Annotated in this window: 25 protein-coding genes, 1 rRNA gene, 1 pseudogene and 1 other annotated feature; of the genes and pseudogenes, 21 read left to right on the top strand and 6 right to left on the bottom strand. The window is 34.2% G+C overall.

The window, feature by feature from the left end; translation table 11 throughout:
* Positions 1-111 precede the first annotated feature (111 nt).
* The 10 genes from BKP45_RS22465 (at position 112) to BKP45_RS07960 (ending at position 12,674) form a co-directional block, all read left to right on the top strand.
* A complete protein-coding gene (locus BKP45_RS22465; RefSeq protein WP_169824080.1) occupies positions 112-276 on the top strand; it encodes a hypothetical protein in 165 nt (54 codons plus the stop codon).
* A 213-nt stretch (positions 277-489) separates the two neighbouring features.
* Positions 490-867, top strand: coding sequence for a hypothetical protein (locus BKP45_RS08015; RefSeq protein WP_071389213.1), 378 nt, complete (start codon positions 490-492; stop codon positions 865-867).
* Between the two features lie 1,198 nt (positions 868-2,065).
* Positions 2,066-2,257 (top strand): hypothetical protein, encoded by a 192-nt coding sequence (locus tag BKP45_RS08005; protein WP_071389211.1) that lies wholly within the window; start codon positions 2,066-2,068, stop codon positions 2,255-2,257.
* A gap of 517 nt (positions 2,258-2,774) precedes the next feature.
* Entirely contained in the window at positions 2,775-3,014 is a 240-nt protein-coding gene (locus tag BKP45_RS08000; RefSeq protein WP_071389210.1) for a hypothetical protein, read from the top strand.
* 301 nt (positions 3,015-3,315) lie between these two features.
* Positions 3,316-4,728, top strand: coding sequence for an MDR family MFS transporter (locus BKP45_RS07995; RefSeq protein ID WP_071389209.1), 1,413 nt, complete (start codon positions 3,316-3,318; stop codon positions 4,726-4,728).
* A gap of 1,009 nt (positions 4,729-5,737) precedes the next feature.
* Positions 5,738-6,889, top strand: coding sequence for an LTA synthase family protein (locus BKP45_RS07980; protein WP_169824079.1), 1,152 nt, complete (start codon positions 5,738-5,740; stop codon positions 6,887-6,889).
* Between the two features lie 248 nt (positions 6,890-7,137).
* Entirely contained in the window at positions 7,138-8,535 is a 1,398-nt protein-coding gene (locus BKP45_RS07975) for a putative bifunctional diguanylate cyclase/phosphodiesterase (RefSeq protein WP_071389205.1), read from the top strand.
* 651 nt (positions 8,536-9,186) lie between these two features.
* Positions 9,187-10,041, top strand: a complete 855-nt coding sequence (locus BKP45_RS07970) for an HAD family hydrolase (protein WP_139193784.1) — start codon at positions 9,187-9,189, stop codon at positions 10,039-10,041.
* Between the two features lie 487 nt (positions 10,042-10,528).
* Positions 10,529-11,431 carry an ABC transporter ATP-binding protein gene (locus BKP45_RS07965; RefSeq protein WP_071389204.1) on the top strand — a complete coding sequence of 301 codons (903 nt, stop codon included), beginning with the start codon at positions 10,529-10,531 and terminating at the stop codon, positions 11,429-11,431.
* A complete protein-coding gene (locus BKP45_RS07960) occupies positions 11,424-12,674 on the top strand; it encodes an ABC transporter permease (protein WP_071389203.1) in 1,251 nt (416 codons plus the stop codon). The genes BKP45_RS07965 and BKP45_RS07960 overlap by 8 nt, the downstream gene beginning before the upstream one ends.
* Positions 12,675-12,831: 157 nt before the next feature.
* On the opposite strand, the gene BKP45_RS22460 is transcribed toward BKP45_RS07960, so the two are convergent.
* Entirely contained in the window at positions 12,832-13,002 is a 171-nt protein-coding gene (locus BKP45_RS22460) for a hypothetical protein (RefSeq protein ID WP_169824078.1), read from the bottom strand.
* Positions 13,003-13,351: 349 nt separating this feature from the next.
* Positions 13,352-13,912, bottom strand: coding sequence for a molybdopterin-dependent oxidoreductase (locus tag BKP45_RS07955; RefSeq protein WP_071389202.1), 561 nt, complete (start codon positions 13,910-13,912; stop codon positions 13,352-13,354).
* Positions 13,913-14,112: 200 nt separating this feature from the next.
* Between BKP45_RS07955 and BKP45_RS23270 the strand changes: the two genes are divergently transcribed.
* A complete protein-coding gene (locus BKP45_RS23270; RefSeq protein ID WP_281243136.1) occupies positions 14,113-14,244 on the top strand; it encodes a hypothetical protein in 132 nt (43 codons plus the stop codon).
* Between the two features lie 647 nt (positions 14,245-14,891).
* On the opposite strand, the gene BKP45_RS07950 is transcribed toward BKP45_RS23270, so the two are convergent.
* Together BKP45_RS07950 and BKP45_RS21505 are read right to left on the bottom strand one after the other, a co-directional pair.
* Positions 14,892-16,085 carry an IS4 family transposase gene (locus tag BKP45_RS07950; protein ID WP_456061762.1) on the bottom strand — a complete coding sequence of 398 codons (1,194 nt, stop codon included), beginning with the start codon at positions 16,083-16,085 and terminating at the stop codon, positions 14,892-14,894.
* Between the two features lie 819 nt (positions 16,086-16,904).
* Positions 16,905-17,054 carry a YdhR family protein gene (locus tag BKP45_RS21505; protein WP_084787729.1) on the bottom strand — a complete coding sequence of 50 codons (150 nt, stop codon included), beginning with the start codon at positions 17,052-17,054 and terminating at the stop codon, positions 16,905-16,907.
* Between the two features lie 94 nt (positions 17,055-17,148).
* Here BKP45_RS21505 and BKP45_RS22805 point away from each other — a divergent pair, with 94 nt between their 5' ends.
* The gene (locus BKP45_RS22805; RefSeq protein ID WP_071389200.1) at positions 17,149-17,595 is read left to right on the top strand and encodes a DUF4829 domain-containing protein; all 447 of its coding nucleotides are present in this window, start codon (positions 17,149-17,151) and stop codon (positions 17,593-17,595) included.
* A gap of 475 nt (positions 17,596-18,070) precedes the next feature.
* Here BKP45_RS22805 and BKP45_RS07940 read toward each other — a convergent pair whose 3' ends face one another.
* Complete coding sequence (locus BKP45_RS07940; RefSeq protein ID WP_071389199.1) at positions 18,071-18,505, bottom strand: Rrf2 family transcriptional regulator; 435 nt, start codon at positions 18,503-18,505, stop codon at positions 18,071-18,073.
* 203 nt (positions 18,506-18,708) lie between these two features.
* Between BKP45_RS07940 and BKP45_RS07935 the strand changes: the two genes are divergently transcribed.
* Entirely contained in the window at positions 18,709-19,581 is an 873-nt protein-coding gene (locus BKP45_RS07935; RefSeq protein WP_071389198.1) for an SDR family oxidoreductase, read from the top strand.
* Between the two features lie 326 nt (positions 19,582-19,907).
* Here BKP45_RS07935 and BKP45_RS07930 read toward each other — a convergent pair whose 3' ends face one another.
* Positions 19,908-20,447, bottom strand: coding sequence for a helix-turn-helix domain-containing protein (locus BKP45_RS07930; protein WP_071389197.1), 540 nt, complete (start codon positions 20,445-20,447; stop codon positions 19,908-19,910).
* 377 nt (positions 20,448-20,824) lie between these two features.
* Here BKP45_RS07930 and BKP45_RS07925 point away from each other — a divergent pair, with 377 nt between their 5' ends.
* From BKP45_RS07925 to BKP45_RS07895, 8 genes and pseudogenes are all read left to right on the top strand, one after another.
* On the top strand, positions 20,825-21,109 hold the full coding sequence (locus tag BKP45_RS07925; protein WP_071389196.1) for a hypothetical protein: 285 nt from the start codon (positions 20,825-20,827) through the stop codon (positions 21,107-21,109).
* A gap of 368 nt (positions 21,110-21,477) precedes the next feature.
* Positions 21,478-21,693, top strand: a binding site (T-box leader).
* 50 nt (positions 21,694-21,743) lie between these two features.
* On the top strand, positions 21,744-22,319 hold the full coding sequence (locus BKP45_RS07920) for a pyridoxamine 5'-phosphate oxidase family protein (protein ID WP_071389195.1): 576 nt from the start codon (positions 21,744-21,746) through the stop codon (positions 22,317-22,319).
* Between the two features lie 554 nt (positions 22,320-22,873).
* A complete protein-coding gene (locus BKP45_RS07915; RefSeq protein ID WP_071389194.1) occupies positions 22,874-23,110 on the top strand; it encodes a hypothetical protein in 237 nt (78 codons plus the stop codon).
* Positions 23,111-23,303: 193 nt separating this feature from the next.
* A complete protein-coding gene (locus tag BKP45_RS07910) occupies positions 23,304-24,362 on the top strand; it encodes a saccharopine dehydrogenase family protein (protein ID WP_071389193.1) in 1,059 nt (352 codons plus the stop codon).
* A gap of 87 nt (positions 24,363-24,449) precedes the next feature.
* On the top strand, positions 24,450-24,581 hold the full coding sequence (locus BKP45_RS23265) for a hypothetical protein (protein ID WP_281243135.1): 132 nt from the start codon (positions 24,450-24,452) through the stop codon (positions 24,579-24,581).
* Between the two features lie 275 nt (positions 24,582-24,856).
* Positions 24,857-25,147 (top strand): RNA polymerase alpha subunit C-terminal domain-containing protein, encoded by a 291-nt coding sequence (locus BKP45_RS07905; RefSeq protein ID WP_071389192.1) that lies wholly within the window; start codon positions 24,857-24,859, stop codon positions 25,145-25,147.
* A gap of 93 nt (positions 25,148-25,240) precedes the next feature.
* Positions 25,241-25,612 (top strand): annotated as a pseudogene (locus BKP45_RS07900) (iron chaperone).
* Positions 25,613-26,454: 842 nt separating this feature from the next.
* Positions 26,455-26,896, top strand: a 16S ribosomal RNA gene (locus BKP45_RS07895); the annotation flags it as partial.

The raw sequence follows: 26,896 nt of genomic DNA, 5'->3' as shown, positions 1-26,896 counted from the left end.
AAAGACTATGAATTACTCCACTAGTTTCAGTACGTAAATGAACCTGGTTCTTTACGGTAGAATTTTAAATCGCCATAAATAAATTTGGATAAAACGAAAGCGGGGATAAAAATGAATAAACAAACAATTTATTTTCTTATTACGTTAGTTATAGCAATAATTTGGGGTTACTTTGCGGACTTGAAAAACGGAGAAGTTGGATGGTTTATTGGACGTCTTCTTTTTATGTCGTTCTTTGTAATATTCGTTAGTAAATTATATAGATTCATAAAGTGATACAAAATTATAAAGCTGAACTTCAATAAGTGGGGGTCCTACTGCCCTTTAAGAGTGGTAAAACAATCTATTACTTTTCAAAGGAGAACTAGTTAAATGCGCTTGTTTATGGCAGTGACACTAGTCTTTGTATCCCTAATAATAAAGTAACGCAGTGATAACATTAAAGAGTGAAATGGTTTGTAAAAAAATGTTGTTTAGGTGGTGAATGACTTGAAAAGGTTATTAGTCATTATTTTAGTGATCGTTATTCTTTTAATAGGGATTATTGGGATTAAGTTTGGTAGCGCATTGGGTCAAGAAGGAAATCCCACTCCCGTTTTGACAGCTATTATGAAGTTAGAGTTCTCAAATAGTCATTACGAACAAGTCACCGATACTAAACAAGGGATAAAATTTGTATCAAAGAATGGTAGTGGATCCCAAGAAAAGATCATTAAGGAGTTTATGGTAGAAAAGGAATTTGAGTTTAAAGAACAAATGGGGTCTGGGTATATCTTTGAGAAAGATGAAATGACCACTATTATAGTAACAAGGCTATTTACAAAAAAATATTTTCTTTGGGAGGTTCCCAATGAGGTACTTAACTAATGTTTGAAAGTATTTTGTATTTTAATATTTTCATCTGAGTGGTTTAGGAAAGAGTTTTAATCATGGAAACAATCATAAATAATTTATTTGTGAATATTGGGGTCGAGTGAGTATTAAAGGGACTTATTCCCTTTGTCTTTATGAAAATTTGGGAGCTGGATTAAAATGAATGTAAATAAAAATGACGAGAAGGATATTCAGAGATTTTTCAAAGCTCAAAAGTAGGCATTGTATTGGTTGCTAGGACTTATTTATTCAGCGTTTATCCCACTCTTAAGGTGCAAGTAAGACCCCCACCTCAAAACTTAAGAAAATCGAGAAGTTTAGGTGGGGGATAAACTGCCCCTAAAGGTCCGATAAGTTGAACTAACAATCAGTGGGGGATGAAGGAAAACCCCCACTGATTGAAGTTCAGCTTTATAGGGTTACAGCTTGGTAGAATTCAAGCGATTGCAGATATTAATTATGGTCTCCATGAAATAATGTATGTCCCTTTTTTCTTTGCGCAATTTATTGTACCTGTGTTGTTTCTTATTTACATTTTTTTTTAATTAATTATTTACGAAAAAGAGGAAGACAAAAGACAAATCTAAAAACAGTTGTTCAAGCAATAGTAGTAATTACATCGATCATCATTGTTGTTTCTATAACTGTTTCTCAATCTTTTGAAGTATCGACTGTAGGAGTGTTTGAGGTCGAACAAAAGAAGCATGAGGACAGAAAATATTATTTAGTACTCAATGATAAAAAAGTTAGAGTTTCTTATAATGAATTTCATTTAGTTGAAGAAAAACAACAGTATTTAATTAGTTTTGTTTGGAATAAACGATCTCCGAATAAAGGACGGCTCAAAACTATTGATCCAATAAAGTGATATCTGAAGAGAGGTTGTTTCATAAAATAATAGGATAATTTTATTTGAAAGATATGAAACTTGAACTCTAGCTGCCCTTTAGGACAGAGAATCCGTTATTTATTGAAAAAAACGTTTTTATATATTTTAACGGACATCAGATCCTCTATTTAATCAAAATCATCATAAAATCGCTATTTCAAGACTGGATAACGGAAGCTCTGTCCGAAAAAATCAAAAATCAAGATTTTTTTTCGAATTAACGGATCTGGTGTCCGTATGTTGTTTTATTGTTGTTTGGACGAGCCATAAATTACTATGTAAGATAACAAAAGGAGAACAATCATGACTTTTCTTACTATTATTTCGATTGTGTTACCATTACTAATTCTTTTTTATGTCATTAGTAGTCTTTCAACGATAAAGTATCAGTTAAATTTAATAATAAAGAACCTTGATATTAAAGAAGAAGTTGAAGAATCTATACCTAATGAACAAATTGAAAAAGAATTAGAAGATGAATTTCTAAAAAAATAGTATTGGAGGATAGGATCGTTGAAGACAGAACTGCTTTTTATTTTGTATTAACTGGTAAGATTTGAACGGGCAGAAGCTGCATCCAATAGAAATGATACAGTTAATAGTTTTCGCGTGTCTTATTACAGCAACTATAATCATCTCGTTTTTTTTGAAAGGTAGGTGGCGACCACTATGTAGGTCACTAGCTTTCGGTGTTTTTGTAGCATATTGTATATTTTATGTTATTCGTCTATATTGGATTGATATAATAATAGACAAACGAGTTGAATGATAGTAAAGAAAATGGTTGCACTTTATGTTCAAAATCAATTGGTAGAGAAACGGAGGAATGAAAGTGGGAATTGGATTAATTATATTGGGTGTAATTACATTTTTTCTAGGGGTCCTTACACCTATAAATCTAATGTACACACTTCCAACTTCAATAATAATGATAGTCTTTGGAATTATGCGATTAGTAAAAAAGTAATACATAGCAAGTAAAAACTTAAGTTTACAAAAAAGGTGGTATTTTATGGAGTTTGTTATTATGATAGGTGTTGTCATTATCGTATTAGTCTGTTTTTCCATTAAAGAAAAACTATGCCTAATAAATGAACAAAATAAAGCATTCTTCAAAGTGAAAAACAAAGTTAATGGAAAAGTATATACTGTATATTCGGTAAAAAATGAATCAAATGAAGGAACTAAATTTTTAATTTTCGACAATAATAAATGGCAGTGGGTATTAAGTGATATTTATATACCTTATTAAAGCTATTACTCAAACTTATTCGTACTTCAGGGTCATAGACCACCACCTCTAAGCGTAGCGTAGGTGGGAACTTCCATTCAGTTAGAGTTGAGTCTCCATCTGAATTTCCGATGTTCTAGCTAAGCTAGAACGAGTTCTCCAACGTTTTGAAAGTCAAAGGCTTAATTATTAGATATTTTTAAAGACAACTGGTAAATTATTAATGTTGAGAGTGAAATCAGTTTTTTAAAATGGTTTATTATTACACTAGTACGATGGTAGTCGGGCTTGATCCAAATAACAAACACAAAAAAGGAGATTTATGAATCGTTATCAGCGTAACATTACAATTGCACTTATTATTGCCACCTTCTTAGCTGCGATCGAGGTAACTGTTATTAGTACAGCTATGCCAGTTATTACAAGGGAACTAGGTGGAATAGATTTGATCAGTTGGGTTTTTGCCATTTATTTATTAACTTATGCAGTTATGACACCAATTTTTGGAAAACTCGCTGATTTATATGGTAGAAAAAGGATTTTTATCACTGGAGTAACTTTATTTTTACTTGGCTCGGCACTCTGTGGTTTTTCACAATCAATGGAACAACTAATTCTGTTTCGTGCTCTACAAGGGGTCGGGGCAGGGGCTCTAATGCCAATGACTTTCACAATTGTTGGAGATGTTTTTAAATATGAGCAACGGGCAAAAGCTCAAGCAATTATCGGTTCAATTTGGGGAATTGCCGGTATTTTCGGTCCGTTAGTAGGTGGTTTCTTTGTCGATTATTTCACGTGGCATTGGATATTTTTTATTAACATTCCATTTGGTTTCATCGCAATGTTTTTAATCTGGAAAAACTTAGATGAAAAAATTGAGAAACGTAAACGTTCCATTGATTATGGTGGGGCGGTCACATTTATCATTGGTACAACTGCATTATTATATGCTCTTCTAACTGGCGGAAATGAAATTGCGTGGAACGATTTTCAAATGATAGTACTGTTTAGTGTCGCATTTGTATTTTTAGCCCTATTTATCATTGTTCAATTAAAGGTATCAGAACCGATGTTACCATTTCAATTGCTGAAAAATCGTCACTTATTAATTGTTAATTTGAGTGGATTACTACTTGGTGCCATTTTAATTGGGTTAACCGCGTACTTACCACTTTGGATACAAGGTGTACTTCTTTTAGCTGCGACTTCATCTGGGTTAACCTTAATTCCGATGTCCATCGGCTGGCCAATTGCCGCATTTTTCAGTGGTCGCTTTATTGTAAAGATAGGGACAAAACCACTTTCGCTTTCTGGAGTGATTTTAATTTTTCTAGGTACGAGTGCGTTAGCTTTTATTACAAGTACGACCCCAAATTTTATTTTGGTCATTATTATGTTTATTATTGGACTTGGTTTTGGTCTATCGTTTACTGTATTTACTGTAATCGTTCAATCCTCAGTACAATGGCACTTTCGCGGTACAGCTGCTTCGTCCAATGCATTTTTACGTACGTTAGGACAAACGTTGGGTATTGCTGTTCTGGGAGCTGTACTAAATCAACATATTGGAGGTCATACAAATAATGGTACCGATGTAGCTCCTGAAATCCTTGCGACAGGACTACATTCAGTGTTCATTATATTAGCTGTAATTGCACTGATCTGTGTACTTTTAGTAGCTAGCTTTCTGCCAAAAGAGAAACCAGAGTATGCGGAGGATAAATCCTCTACGTAATCTTCCAACAATTTACTTACTATCTTCACAAAATTTGCGGTTCATAGTTAATAATTATTTAGGCTACTTTCGTTTCGAATAGTAGTCTTTTCTTATTTTTAGTAGCATTTTCCTCCCAGCGTATACTTGCGCAAAATGAGCAACGCGTAAGCAGAAAGATATTCGTTCAGAAATCAACCGGAGTCGTGCACAAAATACCTCCGCTTGTTGCATTTCACAGTCGATACCGAAACAGGCCCCAAACGTTACGTACCACAGCCGAAACAGAAAACCAAAGTCCAAAAGTTCTAAACCTCCCTATATGTCTACTATGGACTCAGGTAGTTATGAATAAGATGGATAAAAGTACATAAATTATCTGTTAAAGGTAAATTTGGAGATGTTATTGAATTTGGTTACTATTATCATTTGGTGATAAGGGGTACTATTAAAATGAGGGATATGTTACAAGAAATCTTATTCATTAGCTATATTTTCTTTGTCTTACTCATCTTGGAAGTATGGCATCGTTCAAATATTATTCACGTTTTCGAATGGCTGATCACTAATCCATATATTGTGTTTTTAAACTTTATATTTATTTTATCAATAGTCTATCTCATGCAATCATTGACTGGACAACGTAGGTTGGCATTATGGATATCGACTAGTGTTTTTCTATTTTTTTTTACTGCAAGTAAAATCAAACTAAATTTGAAGGGCGAACCGCTGGAGTATTAAGAAAAGAAGCTGCTGACATAGGTGGTTCTTTTGTTTCAATGACTAGTGCAGAGCAAGCAATATTAGGATGTCTCGTTTTTATTTTTATAGTTTTCCCACTTTTTTTAGTAAAAAGAGGTTCGAATCTAAAACTAGAATTCTGTTTTGTTTCATCCCACTTGTTGTATTTTCTATATTTTTTTTCGAGAAGCCGTTTTCACCATTTAAGTTCGGGGGAATTCATGATGATGATTGGAACAAGTCGATTGCATATCAAAGAAAAGGGGTACAAGTAGGTTTTATTCATTCGTTGCAAAAAGTAACGATTGAACCACCGGATGGCTATTATGATGTAACGTTCAATGAGTTGTCGACACAATTAGAAGAAGAAATTGAAACTGAAATTAGACCGAATTTTATCTTTGTTATGAATGAATCCTTTTGGGATCCGACACGATTACCTAATCTTACATTTAGCGAGGACCCTATTCCATTTTTCCGTAGTCTTCAAAAGAATCATACATCTGGCGAACTAATCGTGCCAGTGTTGGGAGGCAGTACAGCGAATACAGAATTTGAAGTGTTAACAGGAAACAGTATTCATTTGCTTCCACAAGGCTCACTTGCATATTCTCAATTTGTAAACCATCCGCACCCTTCTCTCGCTTCGACTTTAAAAAATCATGGCTATGAAACAGTCGCGATTCATAGCTATCATGATTGGTTTTACCGTCGTAATGAAGTATACACTTTTTTTGACTTTGATCGTTTTGAAAGTTATCGATCTTTTAAAAACCCGGAGTATCGACGCAACTTCATCTCAGATTTGGAAGTGTCAAAACAAATCATTAATGAACATCAAAATTCTGAAGGACCTTTATTTATTTTTGCCGTAACGATGCAAAATCATGGTCCGTATAATATGCGTCACTATCCAGAGGATCGGATCCAAGTAACCGATATGCCTGAGGACATTACGAAAGTATTGAATAACTATAGTACTGGAGTGAAAGATGCAGATGATTCGCTTCAACTTTTAGTCAACTATTTTAGAAAGATTGACGATCCAACGGTTATTGTGTTTTTTGGTGATCATTTACCATATTTAGGTGCTGCCTATGAGGGGTATACAATAACTGGCTATTTAAATGATGCCAACCCTCGTTTTTGGGAAAAGGATGATTATGAAAAGATGTATAGTGTCCCGTTTGTTATTTGGGATAATTTCTCAGATGAAAAGAATGCCGACCTACGTATGAGTTCATCTTTCCTAGGAGCATTTGTTTTAGAAAAATATTCACAGCCACAAACACCCATAATGAGGTTTTTAAATAAAACTGCAACAAAAGGGGCCGTTGTTTTTTCAAGTCGTAGAGATGTAAATGAATTTTCTCCTGAAGATGCCAAACGCTACCATCTTCTCCAATATGATCAGTTGTTTGGTGGACAAGGGCCAAGGTAGCACCACTGAAAAATGTCGCAAATATGTAAAGAAATACCTAAATGATAATGTCGGGTAACAATGATCTTTCCGCTCCAAAATTTAACAAACTCGTTGTGGTTACCTTAACTTTTTTATATAATATATGAAAACAGAGCTAAAAGTACCAAAATTTAAATAGAGAAATGATAAGGGAAAAATTTGGGCCTAAAATACATATTTACGCTAGTAGGGTTTTCTCTGAATTATTAGCGTGAATGGGGGGGATTATGGGGAAAAAAATAAGTAATAGTAGAGATGAACAACAATTAATAGATAAAAAGAATGAAAGAAAAAATTTAAAGCTAAAATACAATGGTAAAGAAAATTTGCGATTTATGGCAGAGTATGATTATTTAACAGAATTACCTAATCGAAGGAACTTTGAAAATGTACTAGTAGAGTTGATATTAGGTGAAGCTGATATTCATGAAAATACAATTGTACTAATGTTTATTGATCTAGACCGTTTTAAATTCTTCAATGACTCCCTTGGACATAATGCTGGAGACAAAGTCTTAAAAATTGTTGCTGACCGAATAAACAATGTTGTTGGGTCTGAAAACTTAGTTGCAAGATACAGTGGTGATGAATTCGTCGTTTTGTTTAAAGGTGTTACTGATAGAGAACATATAAACAAGGTGGCAGAGAGGATTCAGCAAAAGTTAACTGAACCAATAAGATTATTGAATAATGAGTATAGTGTAAGTGCAAGTATTGGCATTAGTATTTTCCCCGAACATACAAATCATTTAGATGAACTTGTACTTCGTGCGGATCAAGCCATGTATAGCGCAAAAAAGAAAGGTAAAAACAGAGTTGAATTTTTCAATGTCGAAATTGCGAATGAAATAGATAGGAAAGCAAAAATTGAGCAGAATCTTAAAAAAGCAATTGACAATAATGAATTGTATCTTGAATATCAACCAATCGTAAATGTATATAACAAAAAAATAGTAGGATTCGAAGCATTACTAAGGTGGAAGAGTGAAAAACTCGGTTCAATTTCTCCTGGTGAGTTTATACCTATTGCTGAAGAATCCGATTTAATATTTAAGATTGGAGAATGGGTATTTTTAGAGGTGTGTGAGCACTTAAGCACATGGTCAAAAAAAGCGGTTCCATCTTTTTACATTTCATTAAACATGTCGATAAAGCAGTTTGAACAACATAATTTAGTTCCAAAATTAGAACAACATATTGAGGATTTTGGTGTAAATGTAGATTTGATAAAAATTGAAATTACCGAGAGTACGGCTATGAAAAATAGTGAGGAAATTTTGTCTAAATTAAATGAATTAAATAATCTTGGGATTGAAATTTTTCTTGATGATTTTGGAACTGGATTTTCGTCATTAAGCTATTTTGAAAAGCTTCCTGTTAGTTTAATAAAGATTGATAAGTCGTTTATTAAAGATATCACTCAGCACAAAAAAAGAGCAGCGATCACTAGAGCAATAGTTGCAATGACAAAAAGTTTGAAAATAAAAGTATTGGCAGAAGGTGTAGAGGAGATTGAACAGTATCAATATTTATGTAGTATAGGTTGTCATTTTATGCAAGGTTATTATTTCGGTAAACCTGTACCATTTAATTATGTTGAAGCTTTTTTTCATTCCACAAAATAAATTTTCAGGATGAATTTTCTCCAAGCCCAAATAGTTAAAATGTAAATCCCGATGATTAGTTAATAAAAAAGTAAATTTTTTATATGTATGAACTGAGAGTTTAAGATTTACTTTGAATTATTTTATAAAAACCCTTACATACTTAGGTGTAGCCAGAGGGAAGGACAATACTAATAAATATTTCTTTAAGTTAGGAAATCGATAAAGTTATAGGTTTGCTTGTCAGTGTCTTACCATTCAACTGTATTAATCTAGCAAATCTAGAACAATTTCTGAAATTATATGCCTTATGACTAATTGAGATTTTCTAGCTTTTATTCAACTGTTTTATATCTTCTGTTTGTTCTTCCTATGATAAGTTTATCCCACTCTCAAGGGGCAGTAAGACCTCCACCTCAAAACGTAAGTAAATCGAAAAGTTTAGGTGGGAGATGAAAGAACCCCCCACTGATTGAAGTTCAGCTTTATTTCATATTCCAACTTTCCAACGTCCTTTTCCAACCAGTATATGTATCTAGAAGAAGCTAAATAAAGAAGCATTTTAGTGAAGGAAGTTAATTGGATTGAAACGTAAATAAGTTAAACAAGCCCATCTGTTTCTTAGTGTATGATAAAATAAAAGGAACTTAAATACAGTAGGAGGAGAAAGTAGTGGCAGAAAATCCAAAAGCTATTTTTTTAGATATGGATGGTACAATCTTAAATCATCTGAACAAGGTAAGTATATGTACAAAAGAAATTATCGATGACTTACGAGAACAAGGAATATATGTATTTATCGCAACTGGCAGAGCTTATGGTGAAATTGAAAGTGTAGTACCTGAAGGTTTTCAAGTAGATGGATTTATTACTTCAAATGGCATGGCCGGTTATGTGGGGGAGGAAGTAGTATTTGAACATTCTCTTTCTCTTGAATTAGTGGAAACCATTATAGAAAAAGCAAGAGAAAACAAAGTATATTACGAGCTTTTCCCATACGAAAACCCCAGAGTTACGTTAACAAAAGATAAACATTATGTAGAAGCAGAAATAAGAGAGCCGAAACCAGAAAGCGTTGGCATAAATGAGTGGCTTTCACGAAAACAAGCAATTAAAGAAAAAATTAATTGGAATGAAAGAATTGAAGGAACTAAGTTTTCGAAATTTTATTTCTTTGCTAGAACGGAAGAACATATTAATAGATGGAAACAGGAGCTTGATCTATTAAAGGAAGAGATCGATTTTTCTACCTCTATATCTTCCAAACACAATGTAGAAGTAATGGTAGCAAACGTAAATAAAGCAACAGGAATAAATCAAATCTTACAACGATTTAATTTATCTGAAACTGAAATTATGGCCATTGGCGATAGTGACAATGATTTACCAATGTTAAACTTTGTTGGGCATGCTGTTGCCATGAAAAATGCACCGGACCATATTAAAGAAATCGCCAATGATGTAACGGAATATACTTGTGATGAAGACGGTGTATATCATTACCTTAAGTCTAAATTTAACTTGTAGCATATATAATAGGTATTACAATTTGTTGAAAAACATTGTCGTGTCCAATAAGTTTTTCAGTATGTCAGCTAAATCAATACGCGTTTGTATAAGAGAACTCGTTCTTGCTTCGCTAAAACATTGGAAATTCAGATGGAGTCTCAACTCCACCTAAATGAAGTTCCCACCTACGCTGCGCTTAGAGGTGGGTGTCTCTGACCCTTAAGTACAAATCAGTTTGATTAAAAGGTAACAGGAGCAGTAATAAAAAAATTTTTGCCTTTTTCACTGCATAATGAATTAATGGACTTCCAATTCCATTTTTCTGATGCTCAGGTAAAAAAATTATAAATCTCGAAACTTTTGTTATTTTTAAACGTATTAATCAATGGAAACCTATTTCGGCGCAACCAAAAGAAGTGTATGAGAAAAATATATCTTGTTGAACAACATTGCTTTATTTTTCGAAGAATCAGAGTTTACTAAGGTAAGTAGGAAGGAGAAGGACATGACATTAGAAATAAAAGGTATTAAAAAGAAGTTTGACCATCATTATGCTGTTGATGGTATCTCTCTTAGAGTAGAAAAAGGAGAAATGTTTGGAATGCTTGGAGCGAATGGGGCAGGCAAGACAACATCTTTTCGAATGATTCTTGGGCTGCTTGACCCTACAGAAGGAACGGTCACTTGGGATGGAGAGCGGATCACTTATAAACGTACGCATTTAGTGGGGTATCTACCGGAAGAACGAGGATTATTTCCGAAATTAACAGTTAAGGAACAATTACTTTATTTAATGAGGCTAAAAGGTATGACAAAGCCAGAAATAATGAAAGAAATGCGCCATTGGCTTGAGCGATTTCAAGTTCCTGAATATGAAAATAAGAAGGTAGAGGAGCTTTCAAAAGGAAATCAACAAAAGATTCAATTTATGGCTGCGGTGTTACATAAGCCTGAGCTACTAATTTTAGATGAGCCTTTTAGCGGTCTTGACCCTGTCAACTCAGATATGCTAAAAAAAGCAGTACTTGATCTTCAACGAGAAGGTACGACGATTGTTTTTTCAAGCCATCAAATGAGTAATGTAGAGGAACTATGTGAAGATCTAATTATGTTAAAACGTGGGAAGCCAGTTTTGCACGGAAACTTAAGAGAAATTAAGCGATCCTATGGGATTAAAAGCGTTAGTATTCGTGCCGACTATGAGTTAGATTTTATCGAGTCTGTCAATGGAGTTTATTCAATGGAGAAATCAAAACACGGCGTAGTAGTAAAAGTGGAAAACGAAAATGTGGCAGAAGATATTTTCCGTAAGATTACGGAAAAAGGTTTTGTCCGTAAGTTTGAAATGGAAGAACCGTCGTTACATGATATTTTCATTGATAAGGTTGGGGGTGATGCAGATGAATAATTTTTGGATAACGGTGACACATACAACAGCCAAAAGACTTAAATCGAAAGCATTTATGTGGTCGACCATTATTATGTCTGTCATTGTCATTGGATTAATGAATATTGGAACGATTGTAGATCTTTTTTCAGGAGACGATGAAAAAGAAAAATCTACTATTGCGATCGTTAGTGATACGGTAAATAATGAGATTGTAGAGTTACTCGTTTCTTTTAAGGAAGGGGAATTTAACTATATACATTATAGGGATGGTGATTTAAATTCGGCAAAAACAGCCGCAGAAAATAATGAATATGATTATGTGCTTGCATTATCTGGAGACAATCTAAATCTAGAAGCGGAACTTTTCGGCGCTGGTACTAACTTTATGTTGTCCCAGCAAGTAAGAATGGATGTTCAACGTATAAAGGAAACCGTTGTTACGAATAAACTAGGTTTAAATGAAGAAGAATTAGCGATGATTTACAATCCGATTAATTTTCGCGAATTACCTCTTAGTGAAAATGGAACTGTACAAACTGAGGAAAGTCATATGCAATCTTACTGGATGGTTTACGGACTAGTATTTGCTATTTATATGATCATAATATTATTCGGATCAATGATCGCTACCGAAGTAGCTACAGAGAAATCGTCAAGGGTAATGGAACTAATTGTATCAAGTGTAAACCCAGTAACACAAATGTTTGGTAAAATCATTGGGATCGGACTTTCTGGAATTGTTAACTTATTAATTCTCTTAGTTGCTTCTTATGTTGGTTACATTATTAGCGGTGCGACTTACCTTAGAACGCTCTTTAGTGACGTCATTGACATTTCACTATTAGGCTATGCCTTTTTACTTATCGTATTAGGGTATTTATTATACGGTGGAGTAGCAGCTATGCTCGGTGCGCTAGTAAGTCGAGCAGAAGAAGTAAATCAAGCTATACAACCGCTTATCTTTCTTGCGATGATTGCATTTTTCGTCTCGATTTTCGGTCTTAACGTACCAGATGCGAGCTACATTACAGTTTTATCTTATATACCGTTCTTTACTCCACAATTGTTATTCCTTCGTATGGGAATGACCACGGTACCTACATGGGAAATCTTAATCATTCTAACTGTTCTTATGATAAGTGTCATTCTTATTAATATTTTAGCGGCACGTATTTATAAAGGTGGTGTGCTCATGTATGGTAAGTTTTCGTTTAAAGACGGCATGAAGCAGGCACTCCGTTTAGGGAAAAGAGAAAAATAAGAATTAATCTCCGTATTCGGATCAAGCGATAACTGTATAAAGGTTATCGCTTTTTTGAAATAAATATTTCTGATTGTCTGTAGAAGGGGAGTCTTTTCCTTGTTTGAGTGATATGCATTTGAATAAATTAGGAACCAGCACCTGGTTCCTAATACAATTAATGATTATTTGAGTTTTTTAATTGAGATTTGCTACCTCGTTTAGAGTTATATTCCGTTCCTTTATTATTATCACCACTAGCTATCTCTTGACCAAATTCCGTGTCTAATTTACCGCCTCTACTTGGTGAGCTTTGATTTTTACTACCTTTATTATTACGTTTTGTCATCATTACACCTCCTATTTTACATGCATTATTATCATTCCAAGCTTTCCTTGATTCATTACAACAACTTTATAATAGTAAGATCATTCATTAAATGGAGTAATTTGGTTGGTTGTGATAATTCCAGAAGGGTTTACGATAAGATAACAGAGAAACGAATTTAACGTATCAATGGCACATTATACAAGAAAAGAGCAAGGCGCCCACCTATTGGCGACAAACACTGGAAGGTCGGCAAGAAGCGGTCTGCTCCTTAACCGCAATTGACGATCTGAAGTGTTCGAGCCGATGGCGCCTGCAGCTAGACAGTTTCCAGGTAAGGAATTTCTTACATTGTAAAAAAAGACCCATTCTAAAAAAAGAAAGGGCTAATTGGTTTATTGTTATATTCGTATGCAATAATAGTGTCTGGATGAAGAGCTTTTTCTATCGGTAAGCTTCTAGTGTAACTGTAAACATTATCTAAGTCAGTTCTTTTTCCGAAATCATGTCCTTCAATAACAACCTCTTTGGCTTCTTTATTTAATCCAGCTAATTTAAGAAGAGTTTGTAATGAAACTCCTCGCCAATATCCTTGACTAATCGCACCCTTTTCCCATTGTTCTCCATATACTTTAGGTTCAAATAAGTTCCGTTTATTTCCCGCACATTCAAGAACGACCTTAATTGTTTTAGAGGGTAAACTCTTCAAATTGTGTAATGAAAGTAATAGGGGAGTTTTAACGGAACCGTTTATTGAAAACCAAAAATTAGGATAAGAAATTTTGGGGGAAGAAAAGTGATTTCTTCTATAAAATAAATGATTACTTACAATACTACTATCTATAAAATGTATCGGTGTCTCCTGATTTTCAGGATCTAAATCAAGTGTCTTTAAATATGGTCTCACCAAAAATGGGTAACGACTAAACATAGATTCCTCCTATAATCTGTTTGTTCATATACTATGTTATTTTGGAATAGTTAGACCTTTTAATAAAATAACTTATGAAAGCGGGGAAAATTGAAATTTAGTCCCCATAGAAGATTAATTACTAATAATTTTAGTAAAAATACACATTATAGTGAGGTACGTTATGGACAAAATTTTATTTTTAAAGGAGGAGGTTTTTTATGACTAATAATAGCAACGTATCAAGTCAAACTGGAGCAATGGGTCAGACAAAAACAAATTCGACAACGTCTGGAGCAAATGCAGTTAATTCAGGAGCAAATAGTGCTCGTGGAAGGAATAAAAAGAAGTAACGAAAAGTCTACTATAAAAGTGGTTAGTAATGAAAAAGCGAACCTACGAAATTGATTCTAAGGCTCGTTTTTCATCCAAAGAGTAGAGGCATTTTGTAATAGGGACTATTCTTTTGCATTTTCATCTATCTAAAGATTACTATTTTTATCCCACTCTTAAGGGGCAGTAAGACCCCAATGTCATCAGGCTAAAGAGCCAATAACTTACAAATTACATCTAAACCTCTAAATTAGGAAAATATAATACAGCCTAAAGAAAAGTTGATCAATCAACTTAGGAAAAAAGGCAATAGGATACCCGGGGCTTGTATGTCATTTTTTTACAAGTCCTTGTTTTCTTGCTCTCCAATTCTATTAAAAGCTTATACGTTACTCTTTCAAGCTAAAACGATAATCCTCACAGACATCTCTTTCNAGTAAGACCCCAATGTCATCAGGCTAAAGAGCCAATAACTTACAAATTACATCTAAACCTCTAAATTAGGAAAATATAATACAGCCTAAAGAAAAGTTGATCAATCAACTTAGGAAAAAAGGCAATAGGATACCCGGGGCTTGTATGTCATTTTTTTACAAGTCCTTGTTTTCTTGCTCTCCAATTCTATTAAAAGCTTATACGTTACTCTTTCAAGCTAAAACGATAATCCTCACAGACATCTCTTTCTATTAAGTGAATATTTATTTGCCTTCAATCCCATATTACGCTTAAAACATCTCCCAGGCCGTATAGGCACCTTATTTCGTACGATTTCTTGCATGATGCGATGGAAGAGAGAGGTGCGTTTTTCCGGCTGCTTTTCTAGAAACATAAGAATCAACGAATTTTTCAACTTTCCAACAAGGATATTTGTATTTACTTCATACTTATGTTTTAGGTCTTTTCCGTCATTTTCCTCTGTAATCTNTTCATTCGCTTCGTGTTTCAAAAGCGCCATCATATTGCCTAAATAAACCGAAGCGTAAAAGTCCTGTTCCACAGAGATGGCAGTGTCACCTGTAAAATTTTCAAGTTGAAGCCTACTTTTTAATTCCATGTATTTAACTTCAATTCCCCACCTTTTAAAATAAAGCTCTTTGAATTCTTGAATACCCCAGTCTTCATGCATTACATTTGTAACGAGGATTTCTTCAATTCCAGAATCTAAAGTGAATCGTAGAACACGTAAAGCAATCACTTCTCCATCCACACCTTTTATCTGAATTCGTTGGTCTGGACCCTTGCTCTCATTGATTTCTTTCAATGTTGAAGAAGAAACGCGCATTAAAAACTTAATGGTGTTACTGTGTAAGTATGAGATGAAATGTCTAGAGGGATATCCCCGATCAAAGAGGATAAGGTCATTTTTCAAACCCATTTCCTTAAGTTTTTCAATCAGTTCAATGGCCACATCTCGCTCACTAGTATTGTACCGAGTGATTATTGATGCGATCATGATTTTGTTTTCGATATCATATATACCGGAAGCGAGAGCACGGGCAAATTTTTTCGTTTTATTTTCACAAAAGCCGAATGCCATTCTTAATCGTTCAGAATTATTTAATTCTAAGATAGAGGCATCAATAGCGGAAAGCCTATACCCTTTAAACGTATTTATGACGCCATCTTCATAAAACCACTCTGTCACAACGTCTACTAATTTCATAAATGCGTTCGGAGATATTTTCTGTCGAGCTTCAGAAAACCCCTGCTTCGATATACTTACATCGGGCAGATTTAGTAGCTTGTGAAAATCATCTAATTCAAGTTGAAACGATTTTTTCACGAAATTCAAACAAAATAATATAAGGCTTGAAAAATCCATTTTGTTGTTTCCAAGACGTGTAAAGTAGGTCGACTTCATCCGTGACTCACACATAAATATTACATCGTTCAAAAGCCGTTCTGTCACACGTACTGCCTCTAAAAAAGTCTTATTTTCCATATCAAAATCCCCACCATCACATTTGATATACCAACGAAAGGTATTCAAATCGATTGTTAGGCGTTTTTTCAAAAGTCAAGTTATTTCTCTATATTTCAATGATTATTTTACGGGACTTTGATAGTAGCTCATTACAAAAAAAGAAGCAGAAAGTAACATTCCAATATTTGTATCCTTAGCCTGATGACATTGAGTAAGACCCCCACCTCAAAACGAAAGAAAATCGGAAAGTTTAGGTGGGGGATTAACTGCCCCTAAATGTCCGATATAGAATAACTTTCATCAGTGATAGCTGATGATTAGTTATTCTTATGCCTGTGGTATAAGTTAAACTAACAATCAGTGGGGGATGAAGGAAAACCCCCACTGATTGNACACGTACTGCCTCTAAAAAAGTCTTATTTTCCATATCAAAATCCCCACCATCACATTTGATATACCAACGAAAGGTATTCAAATCGATTGTTAGGCGTTTTTTCAAAAGTCAAGTTATTTCTCTATATTTCAATGATTATTTTACGGGACTTTGATAGTAGCTCATTACAAAAAAAGAAGCAGAAAGTAACATTCCAATATTTGTATCCTTAGCCTGATGACATTGAGTAAGACCCCCACCTCAAAACTTAAGAAAATCGAGAAGTTTAGGTGGGGGATAAACTGCCCCTAAAGGTCCGATAAGTTGAACTAACAATCAGTGGGGGATGAAGGAAAACCCCCACTGATTGAAGTTCAGCTTTATTATCTAACTAGATCTTTAGTAATCTCAGTTAGTTTAGAATTGATGGCAAAGACCTTTGCGTTTACATCTGCTATTCCAAAACTAGCTAATCTTTTAGAGTGCATGTCTAAATATTTTTCAGCTGTTTCTTTTGTCTTAAAGAAATAAATTCCTCCAACTCCATTTGGAAAATGATGTTAAAATAAACTAGTTAATGAAATTACATTTCCAACAAATTAAAACTTAACTATTGAGGGCGGTAATATGAAAAAGACCATATTTTCTCTTTGTTTGATAATTGTTTTCGGGTCAATTGTATTTTATAACCAATTTGGTAAAACCAATAATGTTCAAGTAAGTATTGAAGAATCTATTAAATTTTCTGAGGAGGAAATAAATGAAGCCGTCGTTGCTGTAAAGAAAAAAATTAAGGATTTTAAGGGTTGTAAGCTTACAGATTTATGGTATTCAGAAAATAAATCAAATGAATTTATTGATGGCTATTTGAAATATGGCAAAGGTTCATCAAACGGTATAACGGAAGAAAATGTAATTGTTCTGTTATCCAACTTTGAAGTGAATTCTCGCGGCGGCGATGGAAGCTTAGAACCAAACTCAATTTATTCCGATTGGAACTGGATATTAGTTAGGGATAATAATTCGGATAATTGGCGTGTTGATAATTGGCGTGTTGATGATTGGGGATATTGATTTGATAAGGATATTGTTATTTTAGACGTCTTTTCCCAGGGGAAAATTAAATAGACAACACGTATGAACATATAATTAAATGTTGATATGTTCTTTTCTTTATCCACTCTTAAGGGGCAGTAAGACCCCCACTTCAAAACGTAAGAAAATCAAGAAGTTTAGGTGGGGGATAAACTGCCCCTTATGGTCCGATATAGAATAACTTTCATCAGTGGGGGGTGAATGAACCCCCCACTGATTGAAGTTCAGCTTTATAGAACAAAAAGAAGGTTGGAGGATATTTGGGAATTTATCAGACAAATACTATTATGAAGACATTAGTAAGGAATCAGAAGATAAAGCTTTGTACTATTAGACTTTATACTGTGCAACAATTATCTTTATTTTTAGTCATTTTGTAAAGAGATTCACTTAAATCTCCGAGGAAGGTTAGTTAAAAAACAAAGAGAAAGACATTCTTTTTGGAATGCCTTTTCTAACAAATATTATCTTTAGTAGCAATATCCTTCACAACATCTTCTATAGTAACATTTCTTAAAACCTTCTCCATTGCCAATTGAGCTGCTGTGAATAATGGTTCAATTGTATTCTGGATGTTCCTACCTACAGGACAAGCTGGGTTAGGATTTTCATGTTTGCTAAACAATTCTTTTTCCTGTACAACATTCACAGCCTTATAAACGTCGAACAGTGTTATATCAGATAATTCCTTTGCAAGTTTAGCCCCTGCAATGCCTGGATGCACTTCAATTAAACCAGCTTTTTTTAACATTCCCATTAGTTTTCTTATAACGGCTGGATTCGTGTTAACACTTGAAGCTAAAAATTCCGAAGATGTTACACCTTCTTTATTTAATTCAATTAGTGTCAATATATGAATTCCGACAGCGAATCGACTGCTGATGGACATGTTAAGTCACCACCCTTATTAACAATCCTGTTATTTAATTTATCTGTTTATCATGTAATTTGTTTGATTACAAGTGTATTATACCAAATTACGAACAAAATAAAAAATAGCATTTAACCTGTTGACAAAATCGATACAGGTAATTAAGATGAATACATGTAATAAATTTAGTTACAGGATAAACTCAATAGGAGGAATTAAAAATGAAAATATTAGTTACAGGAGCAACAGGGAAATTAGGTACAAAGGTTGTAGAAGCATTATTAAAATCTATACCAGCAAGTGAGTTGGCAGTAAGTGTTCGAAATCCAGAGAAAGCAGAAGGACTTCGCGCTCGTGGAGTGGAAGTTCGTCAGGGAGATTTTGACCAGCCCCAAAGCTTAGATACTGCTTTTAAAGGGATTGACCGCTTATTAATTATTTCTGCTGATGGTGACAATGAAACAAGAATTATGCAACATTCTAATGCTGTGCAAGCAGCTGAACGTGCAGGGGTAAAATTTATTGCTTACACAAGTTTAGCAAATGCAACAGAAAGCAAAAATTTAATGGCTCCTCCTCATGTTGCTACAGAAGCAGCCATCATTAAGACGGGTATCCCATACTCTTTCTTGCGTAACAATTGGTATTTTGAAAACGAAATCGGAAGCATTCAAGGTGCCGTGGCAGGAGCTCCATGGGTAACTTCTGCTGGAGAAGGTAAAGTAGGTTGGGCGCTACAACAAGATTACGCAGATGCAGCAGCAGCAGTTCTAGTTGGAAACGGTCACGAAAATACAGTGTATGAACTTTCTGGACCTCTTTTAACTCAAGAAGAATTGGCCTCGGCTCTTGGTATTGTATTGGGGAAAAAAATACCTGTACATCAAGTAAATGACGAAAAATATGCAGAGATCATGAAAGGCTTAGGTTTACCTGATTTTGTAATTCCGATTGTAGTAGGAATACAAGAAAGTATTAGGAACGGTTCACTAGAAGTTGAAAGCAAAGATCTTGAGAAAGTTCTTAATCGTCCAGTTACACCGATCAACGAAGCACTGACTCAACTTGTTAATCAAATTTCAAAAACAAACTAAAATCTGGGAAAATACAAATGACCCTAAATAACCACGACCAAGAGAATGTTGAAAAAGAGATTAGAAGTTTAATCTGAAAATACGCAGAGTCAGTTGACAAGGCTTCTGATACAAAACTTGCGCATCCCAAATTTGGTCCAATTCTCCTGCAGCTTCATTTATTTGACCCTTACTGTATAAAAAAAGTCTTTTATTATAACTAGCTTTGTAAAAAAGCGAGAGTCTGATAAGAAACGGATGTGATTTCAAACAATAGTCTAATAAGGTTTATAAGTAGGAAATCCAGTACGATTAATTTGTATTGGATTTCCTATTTATATTATCTTTTACAAGACATCCATTAATTCCGTATCTGAATAAATGGAGACTAATACCACAGCTTTCTCATCCCCAACGTTTTTTACAAAGTGTGGGACACTTGCATTCCAGCTAAATGAATCACCTGCTTCAATAATAACAGAGTCCTCACCTTGTTCAGCTAGGATTTTCCCTTCCAAAACTAGATGGCATTCTTCACCCTCGTGGGCATGTGGCTCCCCTATCGTTGCTCCAGGAGGAAATTCTACAATCATCATTCGTAAACCACCCTTAGAGGTTAGGTGTTCGATCTTTAGGTCATTAAAAGTTGATTGTGACCTTGTGTCTTTGCGAACTACTCGCATATGCTGCTTTTTTTCCAAAAGTAAGTACGATAGGGGAACTCCAAGAAATGAAGCTATTGTATTTAATGTGTTAATGGAAGGTGAAGTATTATTGTTTTCAACGTTGCTAATGAAGCCTTTTGAAAGTCCAGTTCCTTCACACATTTGTGCAATGGTAACTTTTTTGCGGTTTCGTATTGCGCGAATTTTAGTACCAATATCCAAGACTAACCACCTCGTAGTTTTCTAATATGAAACATTTTTATATATTAACAAATAAATTGTTGACAATCTATAGGTTGTGTCGTTATCCTATAAACAACAAATATTCATATTAAGAAACTACAAGGTTTTCGTTTCCTTTTAAATTAACGGGAGCTTAAGCTGAACAAGCAATCGTTGCCCTTGTGTCGAACGGGGAGGTTTGTGGAATGTATATTTATAACTCTATCAATATTTTCAGTGGACAAGTAGTAATAATTCGAGGTGAAATTTGTGAAAAGTAGTATTTGGAAAAAAGATAATGATCTGTTTAAGTTGAACACCTTAACAGAAGTTTATTCACGGTAGAGTACGGAGTTGGAGAAGATGAAGAATACGAGATGCCTGTATACACCAAAGAAACATTTGCACGTCTTTTAGAACTGGATAATGTTGATGAATTAGTTAAGGCAATAAATTATTTTTCGCAATTTGAACTCGATATTGATTGGTTAGGTAATCAGTTGTTAAAGTTAACAAATTATCCTAATGAAAATATTAGAAACCAAAATGCAAACAGTGTATGGAACTTTTTAACGCATCAATTGGATGGTGAAACCTTACATAGTTTTATAGAAATTTTAAAAATGATAATGATAGTGATGTACAAGGATATGCTAAGATGATTATCGAGAAAATTAATTATTCATTTGATGATTTAAAAAGGGATATAGACCGCTGCGTTGAGTATGTTGGCTATGAGATAGTTAGTTTTATGTTCCAAAAGAATATATAATCACATTTACGGAGAAAGTACGTTGAATCTTGAAGGACCAAATAATATACAGATTTTCGATTCAACAGTAGAACTATTAGAACAAGCCTTATTGGACGGACAACCCTTAAAAAAAATATGGTGTGATGTAAAAATACTGTAAAATGGTAATTTATTTTATTAAATAAATTAGGATGGAACCTGAATTTAATAAGAAATACTAAAATATAAGTTGACTTATCAAATTGCACAATATAAAATTAAGAAAATTCAAAATATTGAAACGCAATGATTGGGAGTATTAAGGAATGTTTATTGTGTAGAGAGCTGTCGATTGGTGAAAGGCAGTCAATAAAGTCCCCAACTCGCCCATGAGTGGTAAGACTGATATGTAAGTCTTAACGGTTGACATCCGTAATCTGTTATAAAGTGGATTTGTGTAATAACAAATCAACAAGAGTGGTACCGCGAAGGTAAAAGCCTATCGTCTCTTATGAGATGGTAGGCTTTTAATTTTATATTTTTTAGATGAGGAGGAATTTATTATGGGAACAGTTTATTCATCAATACTTCCAAAACACGAAGAATTTATAAGAAAACAACGGATTTTTTTTGTTGGTTCAGCACCTTTAACAGCAGAAGGTCATGTTAATATTTCGCCAAAAGGTCATGATGTATTAAGAATATTTTCCTCAAATGACGTAGCTTATTTAGATTTAACTGGTAGTGGGAATGAAACAAGTGCACATTTAAAAGAAAACGGTAGAATTACTTTTATGTTCTTAGCTTTTGAAGGACCTCCTATGATTTTAAGGCTTTATGGTAGCGGTAGTGTAATATTACCTGGCACACCAGAATGGGCAGGTATGGCTAAACATTTTGACATACTTCCTGGTGCTCGACAAATTATTCATGCAAAGATTGAAACAGTAAAAACATCATGTGGATTTAGTGTACCTTTTTACTCATACGAAGGTGAACGAGATACTCTTCAACAATGGGCTACCAATAAAAGTGAACAAGACTTAGAGGAATATCGTAAACAGAAGAATTCTATAAGTATGGATGGGATAGTTACACCGATTGGAGAAAGTTTAGCTAATTTTAATAATGATAAATAATCCTTGATTCACTAACCGAAGGCTTATATTTAGTATTAGTCCTAAAAAGATTGATAGAAAGCACCTTATATCTATGTTTACATGTAACCACAGATAAGCGTTTAAGGACTTGACTTGGAGCCTCAATGGGTACGATTTGTCTTGAAAGGCGAAGCTAAAGTTTCATCAGGCATATGAGCCTATCATACCCACTTCTCCAAGTAAAGTCCTATCGTTGTTTACGTTGAAAACTATAATTATTTACTCAATATAATAAGTAAACAAAGGTAGAAAATAGGCTGATTTTATATCGTTACTTACGTTAAATAAAGTAAAGAATCAATGCTTTTTACGAGCAGGTTAATGAAAGATTTTTTTACATAACCAGAATTTATAAATTTCTAATTTGGAAACTGTCTAGCTTCAGCGCCTACGAGCTCGGTCACTTCAGGCCTTTTCAGAAGCCAAAGAGCGGCTTCTGTCAAAGGCCTTCCAGTGCCTATCGCTCGTGCCCAAGGCGCTTGCGCTTTTCTTGTTAAGAATGTACTTTTATTTTTGAGATGGAGGGGATTTTTATGACAAAACGAGGAGCTGGTGTAACATTTATAGCAATATCGGCATTTTTAATATCCATAAAATATTTAAGTGTTGCCATTTTCGGTTCTGCCATAGGTATAGGTAATGGGAGCATAATAGGGGATATGGTAAGTGAAGTTGGTTATACATTAAATATCTTCAGTTTATTTACTTTGATTACGGGAATAGCGTACATAGTTTGGGGAGAACTCGAAGAAAAAAGTAAATCCTATTAAAAATCGTTATTCTTATGCCTGTGGTATAAGTTGAACTAACAATCAGTGGGGTATGAAAGAAAACCCACACTTATTGAAGTTCAGCTTTATTTTTATTCATCTATCGAAAGCAAAGATTTCAGAATATAAACTAAAAGCCAATTAAAATATTTTGAAATTAGGTAAAGATTTAATGGAAGTGGGCTAAAAAATCATGAAGAAAGTTATGGTTATTGGGGCTTCTGGCGTGCTTGGAAAATTGGTTTGTAATGAACTTCTAAGGATATTTGAAAACCAAATAAATTTGATAGTTACAGATTATAAGACTGAAAGAGGAAATGAGTTAGCAAATTCTCTTGACAGTGAAGTTGCCTTTGAATTGTTAGATGTTAATGATGAAGAAAATATAAAACAAGTTATAAAGAACTTGGATATTGTAGTAGTTGTTTTAAAGCAGAGGATTCCACATATTCAACAAGCATGTATTCAAAATAGAATATTATGTATAGATGTTACACCGTTTTATGACTTTGTGGAGAAAGTAATTGAGCTAAATCAAATTGCAGAAAAAAATGATGTAGGCTCGATAATAATGTCAGGCTTTTTTCCAGGATTGTCAGGCTTAATGATAAAAAAAGCTATTTCGAAATTTCAAGAAGTAAAAGAGATAAATGTAGCATTATTACAAAGTACAAATGCCAGAGCAGGAGTGTCTGGGATTTTAGATATGTTAAATATAATTGCTCAACCAATTGTGTTTCAAAATAAAATTCTTTCTGGATTTACTAAAAAGAGAAAAATGTATTTTCTAAATCATTCTAAAGAACAAGATATAAGACTAATTGACCATTCAGAGAAGTTGTTGATAAAGGAAAAGTTAATAACTGCACCGATAAGCTATTGGACTTCTTGGAACTCAAATGGCTTTAATATACTTTTATCTTTATTAAGAAAAATTTGCTTCTTGAAATATGTACATAAGTTTAATAAATTGCTTTCTAAGGTTGTAAAACATAATCCTAAAGAAAGTGAAACTGTTTTTCTAACTGTGGAGGTAAAGGGAACAATAGGAAACAAAGAAATGGTAAAAGTGTTAGCGTTATCAACTTTTTCTGATTATCATACAACAGCTATGGTAACGGCTTCATTAGCAAAAATTGCAATCGGAAATGAAGTGAAAGGTATAGTTTGCCCTTTTGAAATAACGGATTTAGAAGAGTTATTATCTGTAATAAATTGCTCTGATATTCAAATAAAGGAAATTGAAAAGTGATTTTGTTGTTGAACGGATGCGATTGCTGAATAAGGCTATCGCTGTTCTGCTAATGAACAGTATTCCTGTAATAAAAGGGGGAGTAACATGTTTGCCAAAATACTGGCTTCAATAACGATACTAATTAACGTAATAATTATTACGTTTTTAGTAGATAACTTTATAGCTACATTAGCCTTTTGGATTTTATCTGGGATGTCCGTCTTTTTTGTTCTATGAAAAGGAAGGAAAAGAAGTTCAAGATAATCCAAAACAATAATTTACTTTATTAAACAAACGAAAGCTTTAGTTAAGCAAGTGAATGAGAGGCGGAGTTATGATTAAACCCTTTTGAATTCCATCAATAGCTTCATTTGGTACGATGATATTACTGTTTACAATAGGCGTTGTAGCTGATATAAATTTCCTTATGTTTAAAGTTTCACCCCATATACTGAAATATACAAAATAAAATATGTTAAAATTGAATACAGAATTTGTTAGGGGGGATTATTTTGGTTGTTGAAAAAAGTTTAAGGATTTGTGAAAAAGGGCATAAGTATTACAAAAGTAGTGATTGTCCAAGTTGCCCTACCTGTGATAAAGAGAGTAAGCCTCATAGCGGCTTCCTTTCGAAACTTAGTTCACCTGCAAGAAATGCACTGATTTATGAAGGAATTGATACTTTGCAAGAACTATCGAAGTATACTGAAAAAGAAATATTAAAAATTCATGGTATTGGACCAGCTTCCTTACCTATAATGAGAAGTTCATTAGAAGAAGAAGGGTTATCATTTAAAGAATAAATAATCTATAATATGTGACGTATGGTAGTTAACTTAGTGGGTTAGTGTTTCTGTAACAAGAAACGGCATAAATTTTATTTTGGAGGGAATAACATGGAAGTTTTTTCTGAATTTTTAGCGGGGATTGATGACCCGTTCCACCGAGAAAGAGTGGAAGATGTGTAAACTTGGATAAAAAAGAAATATCCAAATTTAAACACAGAAATTAAATGGAAACAACCGATGTTTACGGATCATGGTACATTTATTATTGGCTTTAGTGTATCTAAAAAACATTTAGCTGTCGCCCCTGAAAGTGTGACGATCACTCATGTAGAGGATGATATTGTGAAGGCTGGATATGACTACACAAAAGAGCTGATACGTATCCCTTGGAATGGTCCAGTTGATTACCCACTACTTGAGAAAATGATTGAGTTTAATATTTTGGACAAGGCAAACTGTTCTACTTTTTGGCGGAAATAGAAAAATAAGATAGCCCTTAGAATGCGTGAGAGGGCTACTGAGAGGCTTAAATTAAGGAGTTAGCAAAATGAGTTGATTTCAAGATATGTTATCAACATTCAAAAAGAGAGAATTAATTTTTTAGAAACCTATAAAGGATAGGTGTATCTACTTTTTTGTTTGAACAAAAATGAACGCCTACCCCGGCTTTGCTCGCTGTTGGTCCGTTTCCTTTGAAAAGATAACGGATTTATCCCTAATTATAATAATCGAATAAACTTAAACTTCTTCAAGTTATGAGTAGAGGTGAATTTTCTCTTTCTATATTAAATATAAAGAAAATAAGCTATGGTTTATTTTACTTGCTATTTTAATAGTTGTATGATAGATTAATAAAACCGTCACTTCAAAAGGTGTTTGCGCAGAACTTTTTATTACGTCTTAAAAAGCAGTTACCTTTTAAACGTTTTTAAAAAAGGTATTGCGTCGAACTGTTTGATGTGATAAGATATTCCTTGTCGCTAAAAAGCGAAGTTGAATGACTTGTTGTTTTGATAAAAAAAGTTTTTAAAAATAACTTGCGTAGAATTGAATGTTGTGATACAATAATTCTTATCGCTGAAAAACAACGGCGTAAAACATAATGATTGTTCTTTGAAAACTGAACACACAGCCAAGCGAATATGAAAGGCGGAAGACACCCGCTTATCAACGACAAGCGCTGGAAGGTCAACAAAAAGAAGTCGTGGTTTTTGACTTCGTTTGATGAACTGAAGCGTCTCGAGTTGATGGTGTCTGAAGCTAGACAATTAAAGAGATAACATTATCTCGTCAATGTTTTATTTTGAGCTTTATCAAACACTTATATGGAGAGTTTGATCCTGGCTCAGGACGAACGCTGGCGGCGTGCCTAATACATGCAAGTCGAGCGAACTCAATTAAAGCTTGCTTTATGAGAGTTAGCGGCGGACGGGTGAGTAACACGTGGGCAACCTGCCCTGTAGACTGGGATAACTTCGGGAAACCGAAGCTAATACCGGATAATTTTTGGAACCTCATGGTTCCAAAGTGAAAGTTGGGTTTACCTAACACTACAGGATGGGCCCGCGTCGCATTAGCTAGTTGGTAAGGTAACGGCTTACCAAGGCGACGATGCGTAGCCGACCTGAGAGGGTGATCGGCCACACTGGGACTGAGACACGGCCCAGACTCCTACGGGAGGCAGCAGTAGGGAATCTTCCGCAATGGACGAAAGTCTGACGGAGCAACGCCGCGTGAGCGATGAAGGCCTTCGGGTCGTAAAGC

The organism is Anaerobacillus alkalidiazotrophicus (genome assembly GCF_001866055.1).
Note: the sequence above shows the minus strand (reverse complement) of the source record. Positions and strands in the feature narration are given on the sequence as shown.